Origin of the sequence: Bermanella marisrubri (genome assembly GCF_012295615.1) — a bacterium.
GTDB classification, from domain to species: domain Bacteria; phylum Pseudomonadota; class Gammaproteobacteria; order Pseudomonadales; family Oceanobacteraceae; genus Bermanella; species Bermanella marisrubri.
Genome location: NZ_CP051183.1, coordinates 3,357,516 through 3,375,024, shown reverse-complemented (window position 1 = coordinate 3,375,024; position 17,509 = coordinate 3,357,516). Strand labels below are relative to the sequence as shown.

General features: G+C 43.9%; 16 protein-coding genes. 7 read left to right on the top strand and 9 right to left on the bottom strand.

Going from position 1 to position 17,509, the window contains the following annotated elements; translation table 11 throughout:
* Window positions 1–26: 26 nt before the first annotated feature.
* Entirely contained in the window at window positions 27–620 is a 594-nt protein-coding gene (locus HF888_RS15690; protein WP_007016641.1) for a DUF3833 domain-containing protein, read from the bottom strand.
* A 104-nt stretch (window positions 621–724) separates the two neighbouring features.
* On the opposite strand from HF888_RS15690, the gene HF888_RS15685 reads away from it, so the two are divergent.
* From HF888_RS15685 to HF888_RS15675, 3 genes are all read left to right on the top strand, one after another.
* The gene (locus HF888_RS15685) at window positions 725–2,353 is read left to right on the top strand and encodes a methyl-accepting chemotaxis protein (protein WP_007016642.1); all 1,629 of its coding nucleotides are present in this window, start codon (window positions 725–727) and stop codon (window positions 2,351–2,353) included.
* A gap of 174 nt (window positions 2,354–2,527) precedes the next feature.
* A complete protein-coding gene (locus HF888_RS15680) occupies window positions 2,528–3,166 on the top strand; it encodes a c-type cytochrome (RefSeq protein WP_165837004.1) in 639 nt (212 codons plus the stop codon).
* Window positions 3,167–3,281: 115 nt separating this feature from the next.
* Complete coding sequence (locus tag HF888_RS15675) at window positions 3,282–3,656, top strand: hypothetical protein (protein WP_007016644.1); 375 nt, start codon at window positions 3,282–3,284, stop codon at window positions 3,654–3,656.
* Here the strand turns inward: HF888_RS15675 and lnt are convergent.
* The 5 genes from lnt to miaB all read right to left on the bottom strand — a co-directional run bounded on the left by lnt (window position 3,642) and on the right by miaB (window position 8,975).
* Complete coding sequence (gene lnt, locus HF888_RS15670; RefSeq protein ID WP_007016645.1) at window positions 3,642–5,189, bottom strand: apolipoprotein N-acyltransferase; 1,548 nt, start codon at window positions 5,187–5,189, stop codon at window positions 3,642–3,644. The genes HF888_RS15675 and lnt overlap by 15 nt on opposite strands.
* Entirely contained in the window at window positions 5,189–6,043 is an 855-nt protein-coding gene (locus HF888_RS15665) for a CorC family transporter (RefSeq protein WP_007016646.1), read from the bottom strand. The genes lnt and HF888_RS15665 overlap by 1 nt, the downstream gene beginning before the upstream one ends.
* A 4-nt stretch (window positions 6,044–6,047) precedes the next feature.
* Window positions 6,048–6,512, bottom strand: coding sequence for an rRNA maturation RNase YbeY (ybeY, locus tag HF888_RS15660; protein ID WP_007016647.1), 465 nt, complete (start codon window positions 6,510–6,512; stop codon window positions 6,048–6,050).
* Between the two features lie 2 nt (window positions 6,513–6,514).
* A complete protein-coding gene (locus HF888_RS15655; protein WP_007016648.1) occupies window positions 6,515–7,552 on the bottom strand; it encodes a PhoH family protein in 1,038 nt (345 codons plus the stop codon).
* A gap of 82 nt (window positions 7,553–7,634) precedes the next feature.
* Window positions 7,635–8,975, bottom strand: coding sequence for a tRNA (N6-isopentenyl adenosine(37)-C2)-methylthiotransferase MiaB (gene miaB, locus HF888_RS15650; protein ID WP_040297441.1), 1,341 nt, complete (start codon window positions 8,973–8,975; stop codon window positions 7,635–7,637).
* A 321-nt stretch (window positions 8,976–9,296) separates the two neighbouring features.
* On the opposite strand from miaB, the gene HF888_RS15645 reads away from it, so the two are divergent.
* Together HF888_RS15645 and HF888_RS15640 are read left to right on the top strand one after the other, a co-directional pair.
* Window positions 9,297–9,500 carry a hypothetical protein gene (locus tag HF888_RS15645; protein WP_007016650.1) on the top strand — a complete coding sequence of 68 codons (204 nt, stop codon included), beginning with the start codon at window positions 9,297–9,299 and terminating at the stop codon, window positions 9,498–9,500.
* Between the two features lie 182 nt (window positions 9,501–9,682).
* Window positions 9,683–10,285, top strand: coding sequence for a hypothetical protein (locus HF888_RS15640; RefSeq protein ID WP_007016651.1), 603 nt, complete (start codon window positions 9,683–9,685; stop codon window positions 10,283–10,285).
* A 91-nt stretch (window positions 10,286–10,376) separates the two neighbouring features.
* Here the strand turns inward: HF888_RS15640 and ilvD are convergent, their stop codons facing one another.
* A complete protein-coding gene (gene ilvD / locus HF888_RS15635) occupies window positions 10,377–12,215 on the bottom strand; it encodes a dihydroxy-acid dehydratase (protein ID WP_007016652.1) in 1,839 nt (612 codons plus the stop codon).
* 339 nt (window positions 12,216–12,554) lie between these two features.
* On the opposite strand from ilvD, the gene HF888_RS15630 reads away from it, so the two are divergent.
* Complete coding sequence (locus HF888_RS15630) at window positions 12,555–13,517, top strand: AraC family transcriptional regulator (RefSeq protein WP_007016654.1); 963 nt, start codon at window positions 12,555–12,557, stop codon at window positions 13,515–13,517.
* 5 nt (window positions 13,518–13,522) lie between these two features.
* Here HF888_RS15630 and HF888_RS15625 read toward each other — a convergent pair whose 3' ends face one another.
* Both HF888_RS15625 and argA read right to left on the bottom strand, forming a co-directional pair.
* Window positions 13,523–14,623: a hypothetical protein gene (locus HF888_RS15625; RefSeq protein WP_007016655.1), complete on the bottom strand. Its 1,101-nt coding sequence runs from the start codon at window positions 14,621–14,623 to the stop codon at window positions 13,523–13,525.
* Window positions 14,624–14,736: 113 nt separating this feature from the next.
* Window positions 14,737–16,038 (bottom strand): amino-acid N-acetyltransferase, encoded by a 1,302-nt coding sequence (gene argA / locus HF888_RS15620; RefSeq protein WP_040297442.1) that lies wholly within the window; start codon window positions 16,036–16,038, stop codon window positions 14,737–14,739.
* A gap of 138 nt (window positions 16,039–16,176) precedes the next feature.
* On the opposite strand from argA, the gene HF888_RS15615 reads away from it, so the two are divergent.
* The gene (locus HF888_RS15615) at window positions 16,177–17,508 is read left to right on the top strand and encodes a CYTH domain-containing protein (protein ID WP_007016657.1); all 1,332 of its coding nucleotides are present in this window, start codon (window positions 16,177–16,179) and stop codon (window positions 17,506–17,508) included.
* The last annotated feature ends 1 nt before the right edge of the window (window position 17,509 follow it).

Below are 17,509 nucleotides of genomic sequence, written 5' to 3'. Positions count from 1 at the left end.
ACAAGCTGTAATAGCACAGATCTCGACTATTCAGTTTGCGCTATACAGATCGTATCTGTACTCACTTGTTGCATGACTAAGAGGATCTGGCCGACACCAATACCCCATTTACTCATACGGGTTTCATTGATTACTACGCCTTCGCGCACTTGATACATCCAATCGTTCATATGCAGACTGATGGTATCACCGGGTTCGCCGTATTCGAGATCATAAGACATATGAATGGCGTTGCCCGAATATTCCATGGTGGTGGGAACAGGTACATCATTGGCACTGGCTTGATAAGTGCCGTCAGCGTTGGGTTTTAGCGTCCAGATTCGGGTTTCATTATTGAAGCTACCATCTTCGTTTTGAAAGCGAAAAACTTCGTCTAAGGTTCCGACGCCTTGGTCATCCCAGCTGGCGTCAATACGTGCCTGAAAACTACGAATCTGTTTGCCTGAATAATCTCGCACCACGCCGTCGGCACAAATTTTACCTTGGAAAAATTGTTCAGGCGTGAGCTTAGGTGAGCGCTCGGCGTAGTCTTTTACATCAATACTGCTACAGCCACCTAAAACCAATATAAATAATAAGCTAAAAATTAAGCGCATATTCGCCTCATGATTGTTGACCATTCACTTCTCTTACTGGATGTAAGGTCTTTTGGATCATGTATTGACTTGATTCAAGCGCGGTATCACCTAGGCTAAATAAATGGAATATCACGGATGGAATAGGTATGTCTTGGTGGGGCAATCTTAGTCTGCGCTGGAAACTGCAAATAGGGTTCTTTGTTGTTACCGCGCTCACAACCATACTCAACCGCGTTCTTGCCGTTAGAGAACTGGATAAATTTATCGCCATTGGCGAGAAAAATAACGTTTCTCAGACGGTAATTGATGCACTAGAGGCAGAGCGACAAAGTTTCATTTTGCATAGCTTTTGGGAAAGCGCCATTGAATTTGTCATCCTCTTTATCATCATTGGCTATGTTGCCAAGCTTTTTACCAAACCCCTTCGCTCACTGATTAGAGCCTTTAAGCGTGTAGAAAAAGGGGATTTAACCCAACGAGTAAAGCCCCGCAACCAAGACGAGATTGGTGAATTAGCCACTCAATTCAACAAAATGACCGAGCGTTTGAATGAGGTCATTACCAAGGTCACTAGTAGCTCACAGCATATGCGGCAAAGTGGTTTCCAAATCACGGAAGTGAGTCAAAGTATTGCTCAACAAACCGAGCATGAGCACAGTCGCTTTACTCAGGTGAGTGAGGTGATCACGGATTTACACCACATCAGTGAGCAAACTCAATCATTAGCGGAGCAAAGTAAGCAAAAAGCCGATGATGGCAATCAGGCGGCATTGAGAAGTAAAAGTGCAGTCCAAGAAAATGCAGCACAGATGCGTACGGTAGAGAGCCAAGTGCAAAATGCGTCAGGGCAGGTAGCAGAACTTGAAGCCACTGCGCAAAGTATTGCGACTATCATCGGGACCATTGGTGAGATTGCTGAGCAAACTAATTTGTTGGCCTTGAATGCGGCTATTGAGGCTGCACGGGCCGGTGAGCAAGGACGTGGTTTTGCAGTGGTTGCTGATGAGGTGCGCTCATTGGCCGAAAAAACCAGCCAGAGCTCAGATGAAATTGAAAGCATCATAAAAAATCTGACTGGCAATGTCTTTAAAGTGACTGAATCTATGGGAGTGGTCGTGGAGCAGGTCCATGATAATGTTACCAGCTCAGAAAAAATCGCCGAGCAAATTGGTGAGGCGGCTGAGATGGTCAGTAACGCAGCGCAATTCAATGCACAAATAGATGACATGAGTGCAAAACAATTATCTATGTTTAATCAGCTTGAAGAGGCTATGGAAAGTCTGCTGCAAGCGCTGAAAAAGAACAGCTCGAAAGTTGGCAATACAGCAAATATTGCAGAGTCCATGTTGAAGCTAACACAAACCATGCACTCACTTATCGATCGCTTTAAAATTCACCCATTAACCGAAACGGTTTTACAGCTGGAAGATGAACGACGAGCTCATCACCGAGTGGAAAGCAATCTATTATTGCGCGTCAATCATGACGGCCAGTGGCAAGATGCGTATTGTGAAAACTTAAGTCTTAGTGGTCTTAAATTTTTGCTGGCGGATGAGTTGAGGCAAGGTCATCAGCTCGAAGTCTCTTTGATGTTACCCAAAGCGGACATTGACTCCTATCGTGGGCAAAAACCTCCAGTGATTTCAGGCGTGATCCGCCATCGCAAAGCTAGTGGTCGGGGTTACGAATACGGCATGGAGTTTGAAACGCTGAGTGCTGCACAAGAGGCGGCAGTTGACGAAGCGATTGGCTTCCTAACTCAGCAAACCGCATAGACAGATCTTTCTCATATAAAATGGTGGCAATAAAGTGGTGTTATGAATCAAGCGCACTGATGAATATCAATGCTTCTCATTAAACCCTCACAAAGTACTATCTAAGCATTGTAATTTTGTTCCGTTGTGGTTAGTTTGCGCACTCAGAAAAAAACTGGCTGCATGGAGTCAAAATTGAAACAGATTGTTCTAGCTTTGCTTGCCCCATTACTCTTCTTGCCTGCTTTCGCCATCGCTGAAAACACCACAGATTTTCAAGACGTTGTTCAACAAATGCGCGACATCAAGGGCAATCAAGTTGACTACCAAATTGCCATTCAAGAAGGGCAAGAGCGATCCATGCTGTGTGGTTACTGTCATGGGAAAGACGGTAATAGCGTAAAAAATGATATACCCAATTTGGCCGAGCAAAATACTGAATATCTATTGAAGCAATTTGAGTTGTTCGCTAGTGGCGAGCGAAAGAGTTACGTTATGGGGCAGCTATCTAAATCTTTGACTACAGAAGAGCGAATCAATTTATCGCTTTTTTATTCTTCGCAAACAGTGAAACCACAAACCGAAATAGAGACCTCTGAGCGAGGTAAAGAGAAATACCAAACTTTTTGCTTTGCCTGTCATGGTGAAGATGGTCATGGCAATGCTGATTTGCCGCGTTTAGCGGGTCAAAAATATCAGTTCCTCGTTGAGACGCTTACAGCATTTAAACGGGGGGAAAAGTCTCGTGCAAATTCGCCCATGGTTAAAATCATGAAAACAGTAGATGCTAAAGATATAGAGCCGCTAGCACGCTATATCGCTAACATGCCTTAGTATCTTAATTTCCCTGCCTTAGCCCGAGCGCTAGTCGCGTTCGGCTTAATCGTCTAAAACCTTGCTAATCTTCGTGCTATTATCCTTCTCTATTCTTTAATTGTAGAGTCAGAGCATGATCATCGAAGGTAGTAGCGATATCATCGTGCGCTGTGAGTTCTTCGCAGACGCATCACAACCTTGCCAATATTTAACGTTTCGTAATGGTTTTGTTTTGGTGTTGGGGCCTTCGTTTATGGCGTTGTATAAAAGCCAAGATGCTATTAACGATCCCTTGGGTAATGGCTTGAAAGCTATAGTGGATTTGCCGGCAGACCAGTCTCTCTCATTTCATAAAGACAATGGGTTCGTCACTGAATTCAGTGCTGGCTTTGTTGGATTACACGCTGATAAAGCGATTTTAATTACGCCCAATGACATCCAGCTTTTTCCATCAAAGTTGGATGCCTTACATAATCAAAATGAAATAGCGCGCTTAGCCCTTGCCTGAGGACGGTGAAGAGCGGCTTTGTTTTCTAGCGAGCCAGACGCACGAAGTAAGGCTCATGATTACTAGCAATAGAATTGGCCAGCTACGCCAGATCATAAAGGGAGTATTGCCTTGCATGATTTGGGCGTCTGCTCGCAAGATACCGTATTCAAATTGCGGAAGTTGCTCTACCACCTGACCTTTGTGGTCAATTAAGGCGGTTATCCCTGTATTTGTGGCGCGCAATAAATAGCGACCATTTTCCAATGCGCGCATTCTGGCGATCCCAAGATGTTGCTTCGGACCAATGCTATGTCCAAACCAAGCATCATTGCTAATGGTCACGAGTAAGCCTGAATCCTTTGCCATCTTGGCTGCAAAGTCTGGGTAAACGACCTCGTAGCAGATGAAGGGAGCTATGCCGTAGCTTAGCTCGTCTGACTCATATTTAAGGCCGACTTGATCGGCATGGCCCGGGCGAAATTGGGACATGGCAATATTGAAAAAACCTAATAGCGAGCGCCAACTGTCTGGCAAAGGCATGTATTCTCCAAATGGCACCAGTTTTTGCTTGTGATAAATACCTTCAGCTAAACCCAACCCCAATATGCTGTTGTGATAGGCACCGGGATACGCTTCTTGGGGGCCTTGTTGATAAGGGATGCCAGTGATAATCGCCGTATTATTCTCTTTACCGGATTCATCTAAGAACTTTAAATACTCTTTCGCTTGATGGTGTAAGACCGTAATCGCGGTTTCTGGCCAAAGCACTATATCTGCTTGCCAATGCTCTTCCGTCGCACTGCGATATTTTTCAAGAGTGGGATATATCTCTTCCGATAGCCACTTGCGTTCTTGCGCAATGTTGGCTTGTATGGCGACTACCTCACTGGTTTTAATGGACTCTGTCCACGGAATGAAGCTCAGCAAGAAGCCAACAAGCCATGGTGATAACAACACCGCAGCGTGTTGCTTAAATTGTTTGTTACCCCACTGGTCAATCACATAAGCAGCAGATAAGGCGACAATAAATCCAATAGAATACACGCCAAATACAGGCGCCCAACCAGCAAGCCAGGTATTGATGTGAGCATCACCTAGATATAGCCAAGGGAACCCAGTCAAGAACCAACTTCTAATCCATTCAAAACCAACCCATACGGCTGCAAAACTAAAAAAGCCCCAAGGTTTATTGGCAAACCATTTTTGATAGCAGTAGGTCATGATGGCAAAGAACCACGCTAGCCCCGCAACAAAGACAAGTGTTAATAAAAAGGCAGGAATTTGTGGAGTGTTACTGTATACATGGATGCTTATATAGACCCAGCTAACACCAGCGGCATAAGTACCAAAACCAAACCACCAACCGCGCCATAGAGCGGTTTTCGGACTCAGTGATTTTATGGAAAAATAAAACAACGCCACGGATAGCAATTGTAGTGGCCAATAGTGATAGGGCGCAAAGCTAAAAGGCAATAGCGCGCCTAGGGCAAAAGCAAAAAAATGGCCTGGAAAACCAGGCCTTTGTATCCATGAGAAATCCAATTTCTTCATTAGTCTTCTTCGCTTAAATCCGTTTTAGGCGTGACCTGTAATAGATGGATTTGGCGACTATTACCATTCACGACTTTGAATGTATGCTGACCAATGTCGATGGTTTCTTCGCATTCTGGAAGGCGACCAAATTGATCGACCACGATGCCGCCAATGGTATCGAATTCCAGAGCCTCGAATTGTGTGCCAAAGGTTTCATTGAAGTCATCGATGGACGTCAGGGCTTTAACCATATAGGTGTCGTTATCCACCTGTTTGATTGACGTATCTTCATCGTCTACATCGTGCTCGTCTTCAATGTCACCAACGATTTGCTCAAGCACGTCTTCGATGGTTACCAGGCCTGCGATGGAACCATATTCATCGATAACAATGGCCATATGGTTACGAGTAGCACGGAATTCTTTTAGCAGCACATTCAGGCGTTTGCTTTCTGGAACGAATGTGACGGGACGTAAAATGTCTTTCAGGCGGAAAGAATCTGTATTTTGCTCTAGAACAAGTGGCAATAGGTCTTTAGCTAGTAAAATGCCCACCACCTCGTCATCGCTCTCTGCCAAAACAGGAAAGCGGGAGTGAGCAGATTCAATAATGCTAGGTAAATAGTCTTTGGGTTTTTGATCAATACGCACACAGACCATTTGTGAGCGAGGGATCATGATTTCGCGAACTTGCATGTCCGCTACTTGAATAGCACCTTCCATTATGGACAGTGCGTCACTGTCTACGAGCTGGCGCCCTTCTGCTTCACGCAAGATGTGTTTTATTTCCTTGCGGCTGCGGGGGTCTCCGCCAAAAATCTTGAGGCTATCAAGCCAGTTTAAGATTGCGTTTCTCGGTCGGTCTTCGTTCATGATCTTAGTTAATTATGTAAGGGTCGGGGATATTCAATGTTGCAAGAATATCAGTTTCGAGGCGTTCCATTTCCTCAGCCTCATCTTCATTTATATGGTCGTAACCCAATAAATGCAAGCAACCATGTATGACCATGTGGGCATAATGGTGCTCAAGTGGCTTTTTTTGCTCAGCTGCTTCTTGGCAAACCACGGGGTGGCAAATGACAAGATCACCAATCAGGGTAAAGTTTTCGATTTCGGCCAATTCGGGCGGTATTTCAAAAGGAAACGATAGCACATTGGTGGGTTTATCTTTACCCCGATATTCATGATTCAGGCTTTGGCTCTCAGAGTTATCCACAAGGCGGATGGAAAGCTCAGCCTCAGGTCTTAATGATGCTAAAGCGGCTGTAACCCATGACTGTAATTGCGTTGGTGTCGGAAGGTTATCCCCTTCAATGGCTATTTGAACGTCAACGTCAATCACAGTTAATCCTGCTTCTCTTGGGCTTTTTCGTGACGCTTTTGTTCAACTTCAGCATCGTGAGCGTCATAAGCATCTACAATGCGCTGAACCAGTGGGTGGCGCACCACGTCTTTATTTGCAAAATGGCTGAAGCCTATGCCATCGACATCTTTCAGAATATGCATGATTTGTGTGAGGCCCGAACGTGCTCCTCTTGGCAAATCGATTTGTGTTACATCACCGGTGACAACGGCTTTGGAACCAAAACCAATCCGTGTTAGAAACATTTTCATTTGCTCAGGGGTGGTGTTTTGACTTTCGTCTAAGATAACGAAAGCGTTGCTTAGGGTTCGGCCACGCATATAAGCCAAAGGGGCTATTTCGATAACATTGCGTTCTTGCAGTTTCGTCACCTGCTCATAGCCAAGCATATCGTGCAAAGCGTCATACAGGGGGCGCAGATAGGGATCAATTTTCTGGGCTAAATCTCCTGGTAGAAAGCCCAGTTTTTCACCGGCTTCAACCGCGGGACGTACTAATAGAATCTTCTGTACGTCATCACGCATTAAAGCTTCTACGGCACAAGCGACCGCTAAATAAGTCTTACCCGTGCCCGCAGGACCAATACCAAAGTTGATATCGTAATCCGCAATGCCGCGAACGTATTTTTGCTGGTTGGCACCGCGAGGTTTGATAATGAGTTTGGGGGTGCGTAAAACAACCGGTCTTTTGCCATGGTCATCAATTTGCTCTTTGACCTGGGCGATTTCAATGTCCGCTTCTTTTAGCAGTAGATGAATGACATCGCTGCGGATTTCAGTACCGTTGTGGGTTTCGCGATACAGTTTTTGAATAATCTGGGATGCGTGTTCGACACTGGCTGCTTCGCCAGCAATTTTGAAGTGATTGCCTCGATTAAAAATCTTGATATTAAAATGCTTGGCAATTTGTTTAATGTGGCTATCAGTTTGTCCACAAAGATTAGCAAGGCGACGAGCATCGTCAGGTTCAAGATGAAAATCGCTCTGCGCAGTATGTTGTTCAGCTTTGGCTGTACTCATTCAGGTTTGTAGTCTCTCTTTGATGAATTGGGCACTGCAACTTTGTATCACAGTGCCAGCGGACCGCAGTCCTAATTAATCGTTAGAACACGCCTTCTTCTAATAATAGCGTACCTAGCAAGCTATTGGAGTAGGCGTCTTCAATACGTGTTTTAACAAATTTACCGATTAACGTCTGGTCGTCACAACGGAAATTCACTACACGGTTGTTTTCAGTACGACCTTGTAACTGGCCTGGATCTTTTTTACTGACACCTGTGACCAATACCGTTTCGGTGTTGCCGACCATGCGGCGCGCGATTTGCTGCGCATTTTGTGTAATGCGATTTTGCAAAATTGAAAGGCGCTGCTTTTTTACATCTTCTGGTGTTTCATCTTTTAACTCGGACGCAGGCGTACCAGGACGCGCACTATAAATAAAGCTAAAACTGATATCGAAACCAATTTCTGCGATGAGATTCATAGTGTCTTCAAAATCTTCATCGGTTTCGCCTGGGAAGCCAATAATGAAATCTGAGCTAATGCTGATATCAGGTCGTAGTTTTTTAATGCGATTGATTTTATCGATGTACATATCAATCTCGTGGCCACGTTTCATTGCCGATAAAATACGGTTGGATCCACTTTGCACCGGCAAATGTAAATGACTCACTAGTTCGGGTACTTCGGCGTAAACTTGAATAAGGCTATCGCTGAATTCAACTGGGTGGCTGGTGGTAAAGCGAATACGATCAATACCTTCGACTTCAGCGACGGCGGTAATTAATTCGGCTAAGTCAGCGATATCACCATCATCGGTTTGACCTTGATAAGCATTCACGTTTTGCCCCAGTAGGTTAACTTCACGCACGCCTTGCGCAGCCAGTTGTTCAACTTCGCGCATGACGTCAGCAAAAGGACGACTGACTTCTTCACCGCGGGTATAAGGTACCACGCAGAACGTACAGTATTTGCTACAGCCTTCCATGATAGAAACAAACGCTGAGGCACCTTCGACTTTAGGCGCTGGCAAGTGATCAAACTTCTCGATTTCTGGAAAGGTAATATCGACGACAGGAATGGAGTTTTTGCTGGCGTCCACAAATTCAGGTAAGCGGTGTAAAGTTTGTGGGCCAAATACCATGTCAACCTGGGGGGCGCGCTTGCGAATAGCATCCCCTTCTTGGCTTGCTACACATCCGCCGACGCCAATGACCAGATCTGGATTCTTTTCTTTTAGTTTGTTCCAGCGACCTAATTGGTGGAAAACCTTTTCTTGCGCTTTCTCGCGGATAGAGCAGGTATTTAAAAGCAGGACATCCGCTTCTTCAGGGTTGTCCGTTATTTCCATAGCATGACTCTCACCCAATAAATCGGCCATTCTCGAACTGTCGTATTCGTTCATTTGGCAACCATGGGTTTTGATGTACAGCTTTTTTGCCACGGGAATCACTCGGTCGTTAAAAAAATGGGCCGCAATTATAAACCTATGTGGAAACCCTGCCCAGTTTTGTGTGTCTTAACTGGTGAAAAAATGGTCGATATATTGTGAAAGTGAACGGTCACCAACCGAATGGCAGATGTCTTACACCATTTATCAGAAAAAAGAATGGGAACAGTTCGCAAAACTGCTAGTATGGCCATTGTGAACATTATTTTTGAGGCGTTCTAGAGTGGACGTCTAACAAAATGATATGTGTTCTACCAAGCAGTACAAGCTCAGTACAGAGCATACGGGCGTGAGTGTCGATTTAAGGAGAAAGGCATGTACAAAGATGGATATAAACTCAGAGGCGGTAGCTGCGAGCAGGATATCGTCAAGCGCTTGAGAAATGAGATTGATAAGCTGGAAAGCCAGTTGGAACGCCTGCAGATCGAAGATACCCCCCACAAATTCAGCCTAATGAAAACCTATAAAACCATGATTGCCTCTCGGCAGGAGCTCTTGCAGCAAATGCAAAACTTTTAACTGCTGGAGGAGTAAATCAAACGCTTGTTGTGTTTTTCTGGCGAGTTTTTTGCTTAATTATTAATTAGGCAAAAAGCCATAAAATCATTTGATCCATTGTCAAAAGCCCTTATTATGAAATTAAGACAGCAAATTCAGAGCTGCAGGTTTCGGGTTCTGATCTTGGGTTAAAGGAGGCCGCTATGACACAGGCAGTAAAACACCCACTTAAATGGCGTCTTGCAGATATTGATGGATCCGGTTGCGATCAAGTCAATATCGTCATGCCAGATTTTGATACTCCCACCCAGGAAGCCAGCCAAGATAAAGAGATATTGCTGGCCACAGACATTCCAAGCCCTCATAACATCACAATGGACATAGGCTGGACCGAAGAAGATTCCTACCTGTTTTTCATGCTGCTGGATAAGATGCTAAATATGAGCGAAATGATGGAGCATTTAGATGTGAGTCAGCCAGAAGTGGTTGATGTGCTGCATGTTGTCGCCGCTGCTCACTTTATTGCACCACTAGATAGCGAGGTCTACTTGGCTGAAGATATCCACACCGTTATGAGCGAATTGGATATTGGTGACTTGGTGGCGATCCATACCAAAGATGGTTTTAAAAGCGCAGTGGTAGCGCAATTAGATAGCATCGAAGCGGTCTGTGTTTTATTGGAAGAAGTGAATATTGACGCCGAGCATCGCTTAGAAGTGTACGATACGTTAACGGTTAACAAGCACAATATACTGCCGCCAGAATTCGGCAACGTGATGCCCGGTGATGAAGGTGTTATTCACTAGGAGCTTAGTGGATTTAGTTGATGCTTAAAGCGTAAAAAACCCTCATGAAGAGGGTTTTTTTATGGTTGCTTGTTATGGATGCTCAGACGAATCAGTCGTCGAGCATAGCTTTGTCTCTGACCGCACCTTTATCGGCACTGGTGGCAAATTTAGCATAAGCTTTCAATGCCGTAGTGACCTTACGTGGACGCTCTTCGACAGGCTTCCAACCTAGTTTGTCCTGTTCATGGCGACGGTGAGATAGTTCCTCGTCACTCAGATTTACGTTGATGCTGCGTTCAGGAATGTTGATAAGAATTTCATCTCCATCACGCAATAGACCAATGGCCCCACCTGCCGCTGCTTCTGGTGAGCAGTGACCAATGGATAGACCGGAAGTACCGCCAGAAAAACGGCCGTCAGTTAATAGCGCGCAGTCTTTTCCTAATCCTTTGGATTTCAGATATGACGTTGGGTAAAGCATTTCTTGCATACCAGGACCACCTTTTGGACCTTCGTAGCGAATAATTACTACGTCACCGGCTTTCACTTCGTCAGCCAAAATACCTTTTACTGCATCGTCTTGAGATTCAAATATTTTTGCTTTGCCGGTAAAGACCAAAATAGAGTCATCTACACCAGCTGTTTTGACCACACAGCCGTCTTGAGCAATGTTGCCGTATAAAACAGCAAGGCCGCCTTCAAGGGAATATGCATTCTCGATGCTACGGATACAGCCGTTCTCGCGATCACCATCTAAGGTTGGCCAGCGCGTGCTTTGGCTAAATGCGGTTTGAGTTGGAATACCAGCGGGACCTGCTTTGAAGAAATTCACCACTTCTTCACTAGGGTTGCGCATGATATCCCATTTATCTAGACCTTCTTTTACCGTTGCGCTATGGATAGTCGGAATATCTGAATGCAGCACGCCAGCGCGATCCAATTCGCCAAGAATACCCATGACACCACCGGCACGGTGAACATCTTCCATATGGTATAGGGGCGAATTCGGCGCAACTTTACATAATTGAGGTACTGATCGTGAAAGACGATCTATTTCTTTCATATCGAAATCGAGTTCCGCTTCTTGTGCTGCGGCTAATAAATGCAAGATAGTATTGGTGGAGCCGCCCATGGCAATATCCAGTGCCATAGCATTTTCAAATGCTTTAAAGCTTGCGATGTTACGAGGCAATACGGATTCATCGTCCTGCTCATAATAACGCTTCGCGTTTTTCACGATTAACCGACCGGCTTCTAGGAACAAGCGCTCGCGGTCTGAGTGTGTTGCCAATGTTGAGCCATTACCGGGCAAGGATAAACCAAGGGCCTCAGTTAAACAGTTCATGCTGTTGGCAGTGAACATGCCGGAGCAAGAACCGCATGTTGGGCAAGCACTGCGCTCGTATTCTGCGACTTTTTCGTCACTGGCGCTATCGTCGGCAGCGATGACCATGGCATCAACCAAGTCTAATTTATGCTCAGACAGTTTTGTTTTACCGGCTTCCATCGGACCACCAGATACAAACACCACAGGAATATTTAAACGCAACGCCGCCATGAGCATTCCCGGTGTGATCTTGTCGCAGTTTGAAATACAGACTAAAGCATCAGCACAGTGCGCATTAGCCATGTATTCTACAGAATCTGCGATAATTTCACGGCTAGGTAGACTGTAAAGCATACCATCGTGACCCATTGCAATGCCGTCATCGACTGCAATGGTATTGAATTCTTTTGCCACACCACCAGCAGCTTCAATTTCGCGACAAACCAATTGACCTAGATCTTTAAGGTGTACGTGACCCGGCACAAATTGCGTGAAGCTATTGGCAACGGCGATGATTGGCTTTTGAAAGTCATCGTCCTTCATGCCAGTGGCACGCCATAGTGCGCGAGCACCAGCCATGTTACGGCCTGCGGTGGAGGTTTTACTACGGTATTGTGGCATCTTCCTACCTCTAAATAAGCGATTATCTACGCTGGATGAGAAATATCGGGTCAGTATATCAAAGGCCCAGAAGTTCGGCTATTTCACGCCTTAAGACGTTGTCGCTTTGTTCTATTTAGCCTGAACAATATTTGCGTAAACCAGATATGGAGGGTCGATTAGCTGCTTTAGAGTTTGCACATTTGTTTTGTTTGCGGGAGCGCATTGATAGTTATATCAATATTGAGTGTCATAGTTACGTTTTGTTGCAGTTTTCGGATATTCAGCGCCAAGCACACCATGCTATAAAGACCATGTTAAAAATGTGGTATTAATAATGATAACTATAAACAAACGATAATGATGCTGCCCACCCAAGAAGCCTATCCAATGGCGCTGTTTTCACATCACTTGGGCAAGGACGTAGATCTGCTAAGGAAGGCAATCGATGATTATATCGTAAATGTGGATGTGACCAGTTTAGATACTCAGGTGAGCCTAGATGGTTATCTTGCAGATATCAGTAGTGAAGATATGCAGGTTAGTTATGTACGTTTTGGAATGAACGTGAATGTGGCTTGCTTTCATGATGACGTTTATTGCTTGGTCGTTCCATTGGCAGGAGAAGCTCGAATTCAGATTCCTCTTTGGCAACGCCCACTTGATAAGCAAAAAGCCTTTTTTCTCCCCCCTCATGTTACTTTGGATATGAACTACAGTGCCGACTGCGGGCATGTGGTTTTGCGTTTTCCAACTTCTGATTTTTATCAACAGGTTTTTGCGCCAGTGCTCGACGCAGGTGCTTTATTGTCAGATCAACAAGTGCGTAATGTTGTTCATGCGGTTCATTATTTTGTAAACGCATGTACATTTTTAAAAGACATGGCAAGTATAGATGCTCTCACGAATGAACTTAAGCAAGACATAGTTGATGCCATACATAATGAATCATTTGTACTCGAAAACCGCACGCTTGTTCACAATGAAAAACTTAAATCTGCGGTGGATTTTATTATTCATCATCCTGAATGGGATTATAAAATTGAAGAGCTTGTTGCTGTTACTAATGTGCCCATCCGCACGTTATATTGGTCATTCAAGCATTATTTGGGAATTACACCCTACCGCTTTTTTGTCGTTAACCGTTTGAAACGAGTTCGACTGGATATATTAAAACATGGCAAACGCATGACGATTACGCAAATCGCATTGGCGCATGGTTTTGTTCACCTTAGCCGCTTTTCTAATCAATACAAAGGATTGTTCGGCGAATTACCGATAGAAACGCAAAATAAGTATTTTAAATACTCTGCATTGGCTTGAGTTTGTTAAGATAAGCCTTGTATATTCTGCTCAATTTTTGTGAGTTTAGTTTCGATATCAATATTCATATCGTCAATCTCTTCCATATTTGTTGAATATTCATCGATTATGGATGTTAGACACTGTCGATGATCGTCACTTAAATCCAGGCTATCAATATCAGAACTTATCATTCTCATTAGCTTTCCGAGACGTCCGCGTACTTGCATTATGTAATCAAAAACTTCTTGGTTAATCTCTGATACGCTAGATTTAATTTTTCCAATAGGTACTTTCGACGCTTGTTGTTGAAGTTGCTCTTCCTGCATTTCTTCTAATACTTGATCAATAGCGGACTCACAGCTATGGCAAATCGTAGCAATATGATCGTTTAGGCGTCCGGTATATTCTTCATCATCAATGGGCATATTTTTAACCAAAATAGATAGATGCTTCTCATTAAAGAGGTAGCGTCTTCCAATTTGAGCAATGCGGTCGCCATAGGCACCTTTCGTAAGCAATTCAGATTCAATGGGGCGAATGATGTCGTTAGATGAGAATTCATAGCGTTTCTTTTGTCCACGAACCTGCAAGCAGATACTTAAACCATGTTGCTTGAACCAATGAATTAAGGCATACGCTAAAGAAGACGGATTTTTTACTTTTATTATGTCAGTCAGTAGTTGGATTAGGGTGCCGAGCTCGCAGTTATTCATCAAAGCCGTTCGCGCTGTGTCTTGCGCTAATATAAGTTCTTGATGCGCGATCCGACGTTGTTCATACAGTACTTCGGAACGTAAAATAGCATGAAATATTTCGTTGTAGTGATGTCGTTTTACTGCGTTGTCAAAGCCCTCTTTGTAACAGTTTTCTAGTGATTCATTTTCACATTCACTTTGTAGAAAGATCCATGCTTGCTGTGTATTTCGATGCTCACTGCGCAGTAAGCTAGCGTTGGCTAATGCATGATTGTCAAAGCTTGCACTGTCAATGATGACCACATGGGCATGATCAATGATGTTTTTTTGCGAGGTATATTGGTCTAAAGGGGTAAAATACAGATGCTTAAGGGGATAGGCATCTAAATAATCTGGGTATGTTGTGCCAATAAAACATATCTTATGCATGGCGACCTCCTAGGCTTAATATCAGCTTAGGAGGTCAAGGGAAAATCAATAGCCAAATAGTGCAATATGAAAAAACAGCATAAATTGTGTGGATTTTTATTGCTTCGGCTATATTAAAGATTCTTTAAAAACACTTTGCTGTTTCGTTGGTAATTATACAAAGACTGTTTGCTATCAGGTAGAGCGTTGATGTCTGCAGCTTTGAAACCACGCTCTTCAAACCAAAGCGACGTTTGCGTGGTTAATACAAACAATTGCTGAATACCCTGAAGGCGAGCTTCTTTTTCAATTTCTTGCAATAAACGTTCGCCTCGTTGTCCACCATAGTATTCAGGATGGACAGCAACGCATGCAAGTTCAGCCATATGCTCATACGGGTAGAGTGCAGCACAGCCAATGACCATATCGTCTTTCACAAGAACTCGGAATTGTGCGATTTCAGTTTCTAAGACCTCTCTATTGCGTCGCACTAATATGCCTTGTTCTTCCAATGGGCTAAGCAGTTCTAAAATGCCCACTACGTCATTGAGGCTTGCTTGGCGCATTTGCTCTTGATGCTTTTTACTCACCAATGTGCCTGAACCTTCCAACGTAAATAGCTCAGTGAGTAAAGCGCCATCTTTGTGGTGGCTGATATGCTGACAGCGATGTACCCCTTGATCGATGGCGTGCTTTGCAGCCATGTATTGGCGGGTTTGCTCATCGTTCATGGTGGCTAAGTGAGATTGAATTTCACTACTGATGATGTCTTTAATTAGATTGCCATCAACATCATGCAAACAATTTTCATCACCAAACATGATCAGCTTATCAGCTTGCAAAGATATGGCGGTATGAGTGGCGACATCCTCTACTGCTAAATTATAGGTTTCTCCAGTGCGGCTATAACCTAAGCAGTTTAGTAACACGATGGCTTTATTTTCGTGTACTTTTTTTATTGCTTGAACATCCACGCGGCGAACTTGACCTGTATGCGCGAAATCCACACCGTCTATGACTCCTAAGGGTTTTGCCATGACAAAATTGCCACCGACCACACGAATATCTGCGCCATGCATGGGGCTATTGCTTGTGCCCGTACTGAGTTTTGCTTCGATCAAAGAGCGTAGTTGGCCCACTGCCTGCTGTACGGTTTGCATCATAGGAGCATCAGTGATGCGCTTGTTTAGGTGGAAGCGACTTTGGATGTTTTTTTGTAAACATAATTCATCAATTTGAGGTCGAGCTCCATGAACTAAAACTAGGCGAACACCCAGACTACTCAATAATGCGATATCTTGAATTATGTTGTCTAAATGGCCGTGGGCCAAAGTGTCGCCACCTAGCATTATGACAAAGGTCTTATTGCGATAAGCATTGATATAAGGCGAGCTTTGTCTGAACCAATTGACGTATTGAGAAGTGTTATCACTCACGTTGATTAAGCCTTTTGGGAACTACACTGAGTTTAACGGGTTTTACTCAGTTTGGACAATCTAAGGACAGAATACGGGTGAGCATTATTTTGCTTTTTGCTATGCTGCCAAGCACAGTGAAAAATAATAAAGGGCAGTATGAGTCACGAAGTCGAACTAAAGCTTACCTTACCTCAGGTTGCGGTTGAGGCACTTTTGGATGCCCTAGGTGAGCCCCATTCAGTTACCCCTTTGCACAATCAGTATTTTGATACACCAGATTTACAGTTAAATCAGGCCCATGCAGCTTTGCGTATTCGCAAGACGCCTACTGGTTATGTACAAACCTTAAAAAATAAAGGTGTTGCCATCGCAGGTTTGCATCAACGAGGCGAGTGGGAATATCAGATTAGCGAGCCCAAATTGGAGTGGTCGCTTTTTAGTGATGTACCACTGGATAACAATCTGAAAGAACAGGTGTCAGCCTTGTTTAGTACGGATTTTGACCGTTGTCTATGGAATATCCAGCATGATCAAAGTGAGATCGAAGTGGTATTGGATCAAGGATTAATTACTGCCATTGATGACGAAACTGAACACAGTATTGCTCTTTGTGAAGTAGAATTAGAGCTTAAAAGCGGAGATGTGAATGCATTATTCACATTCGCTCAATCTCTTTGCCAAAAGCATCCATTGGTCCCTTGCGATATTAATAAAGCAGAACGAGGATACGCGCTAATTAATTCACAAGTGAGTTTTTATGAAAGTATCTCAGGACCTGACGTGAGCAACCAGCAGTATCTTGAAGATTGTTTGATGCGCATGAGTCGCACCTGGGATGCCTTTATACAAAAAGAAGATCTATTTTCGATATTGAATTTATATCGCCAAGTCTGTGGTGCTGTATTGGTTATTCAACATGTACTAGACGCACCTCAACTACTTGACCAATGGCGAAAATTGCAAAGTAGTTTGCAGCGCTTGCTTGATAAAGCTCAAGTACCAATGGCGCTATTTTTAGATGATCATAGTAATAGTCGTGGTTTAAGTCAGCGTTTATTGAAAAGTATGCAGTCCTCCCTTTGGAGTGATATTGATACGTGGATCCAAAGCAACGAGCTTGGGCAATGCATGCTAGCAATGGGCGCTTTTTTATACGCCACTGAGCATAATAAATTAGCGTCTCCAGTGATTAATTGTGGTGACATGACACGGGAGAGCATATTACTTTCCGTGCAGCATCTTAACGATTTACAGCAGCTTCAAGGACTAGCTGATATTTATAAACGAAAGGAAGATGCTGCGTATCAATTGCTTGAACCACTTATCAATCATCATCTTGTTATATTAGGTATGATGCATGCCAAAAATAGTTCGTTGGGCACGGACCAAGATAGCAAAGCGAAATTAGATAGTTGGGCCCGGCGTTTAACGGTGATGCAGAGGCATTTACAACACGCTCAGCATGCCGCACAGCAAGGTTGGTTATAAT

What these genes read in the sequence shown, in the direction of transcription:
- HF888_RS15630 (WP_007016654.1), top strand. Translation starts at nt 12,555, where the DNA reads ATGATGCTGCCCACCCAAGAAGCCTATCCAATGGCGCTGTTTTCACAT.
- HF888_RS15685 (WP_007016642.1), top strand. Translation starts at nt 725, where the DNA reads ATGTCTTGGTGGGGCAATCTTAGTCTGCGCTGGAAACTGCAAATAGGG.
- HF888_RS15655 (WP_007016648.1), bottom strand. Translation starts at nt 7,552, where the DNA reads ATGAGTACAGCCAAAGCTGAACAACATACTGCGCAGAGCGATTTTCAT.
- HF888_RS15640 (WP_007016651.1), top strand. Translation starts at nt 9,683, where the DNA reads ATGACACAGGCAGTAAAACACCCACTTAAATGGCGTCTTGCAGATATT.
- HF888_RS15690 (WP_007016641.1), bottom strand. Translation starts at nt 620, where the DNA reads ATGGTCAACAATCATGAGGCGAATATGCGCTTAATTTTTAGCTTATTA.
- HF888_RS15645 (WP_007016650.1), top strand. Translation starts at nt 9,297, where the DNA reads ATGTACAAAGATGGATATAAACTCAGAGGCGGTAGCTGCGAGCAGGAT.
- HF888_RS15665 (WP_007016646.1), bottom strand. Translation starts at nt 6,043, where the DNA reads ATGAACGAAGACCGACCGAGAAACGCAATCTTAAACTGGCTTGATAGC.
- HF888_RS15615 (WP_007016657.1), top strand. Translation starts at nt 16,177, where the DNA reads ATGAGTCACGAAGTCGAACTAAAGCTTACCTTACCTCAGGTTGCGGTT.
- lnt (WP_007016645.1), bottom strand. Translation starts at nt 5,189, where the DNA reads ATGAAGAAATTGGATTTCTCATGGATACAAAGGCCTGGTTTTCCAGGC.
- ilvD (WP_007016652.1), bottom strand. Translation starts at nt 12,215, where the DNA reads ATGCCACAATACCGTAGTAAAACCTCCACCGCAGGCCGTAACATGGCT.
- HF888_RS15675 (WP_007016644.1), top strand. Translation starts at nt 3,282, where the DNA reads ATGATCATCGAAGGTAGTAGCGATATCATCGTGCGCTGTGAGTTCTTC.
- HF888_RS15625 (WP_007016655.1), bottom strand. Translation starts at nt 14,623, where the DNA reads ATGCATAAGATATGTTTTATTGGCACAACATACCCAGATTATTTAGAT.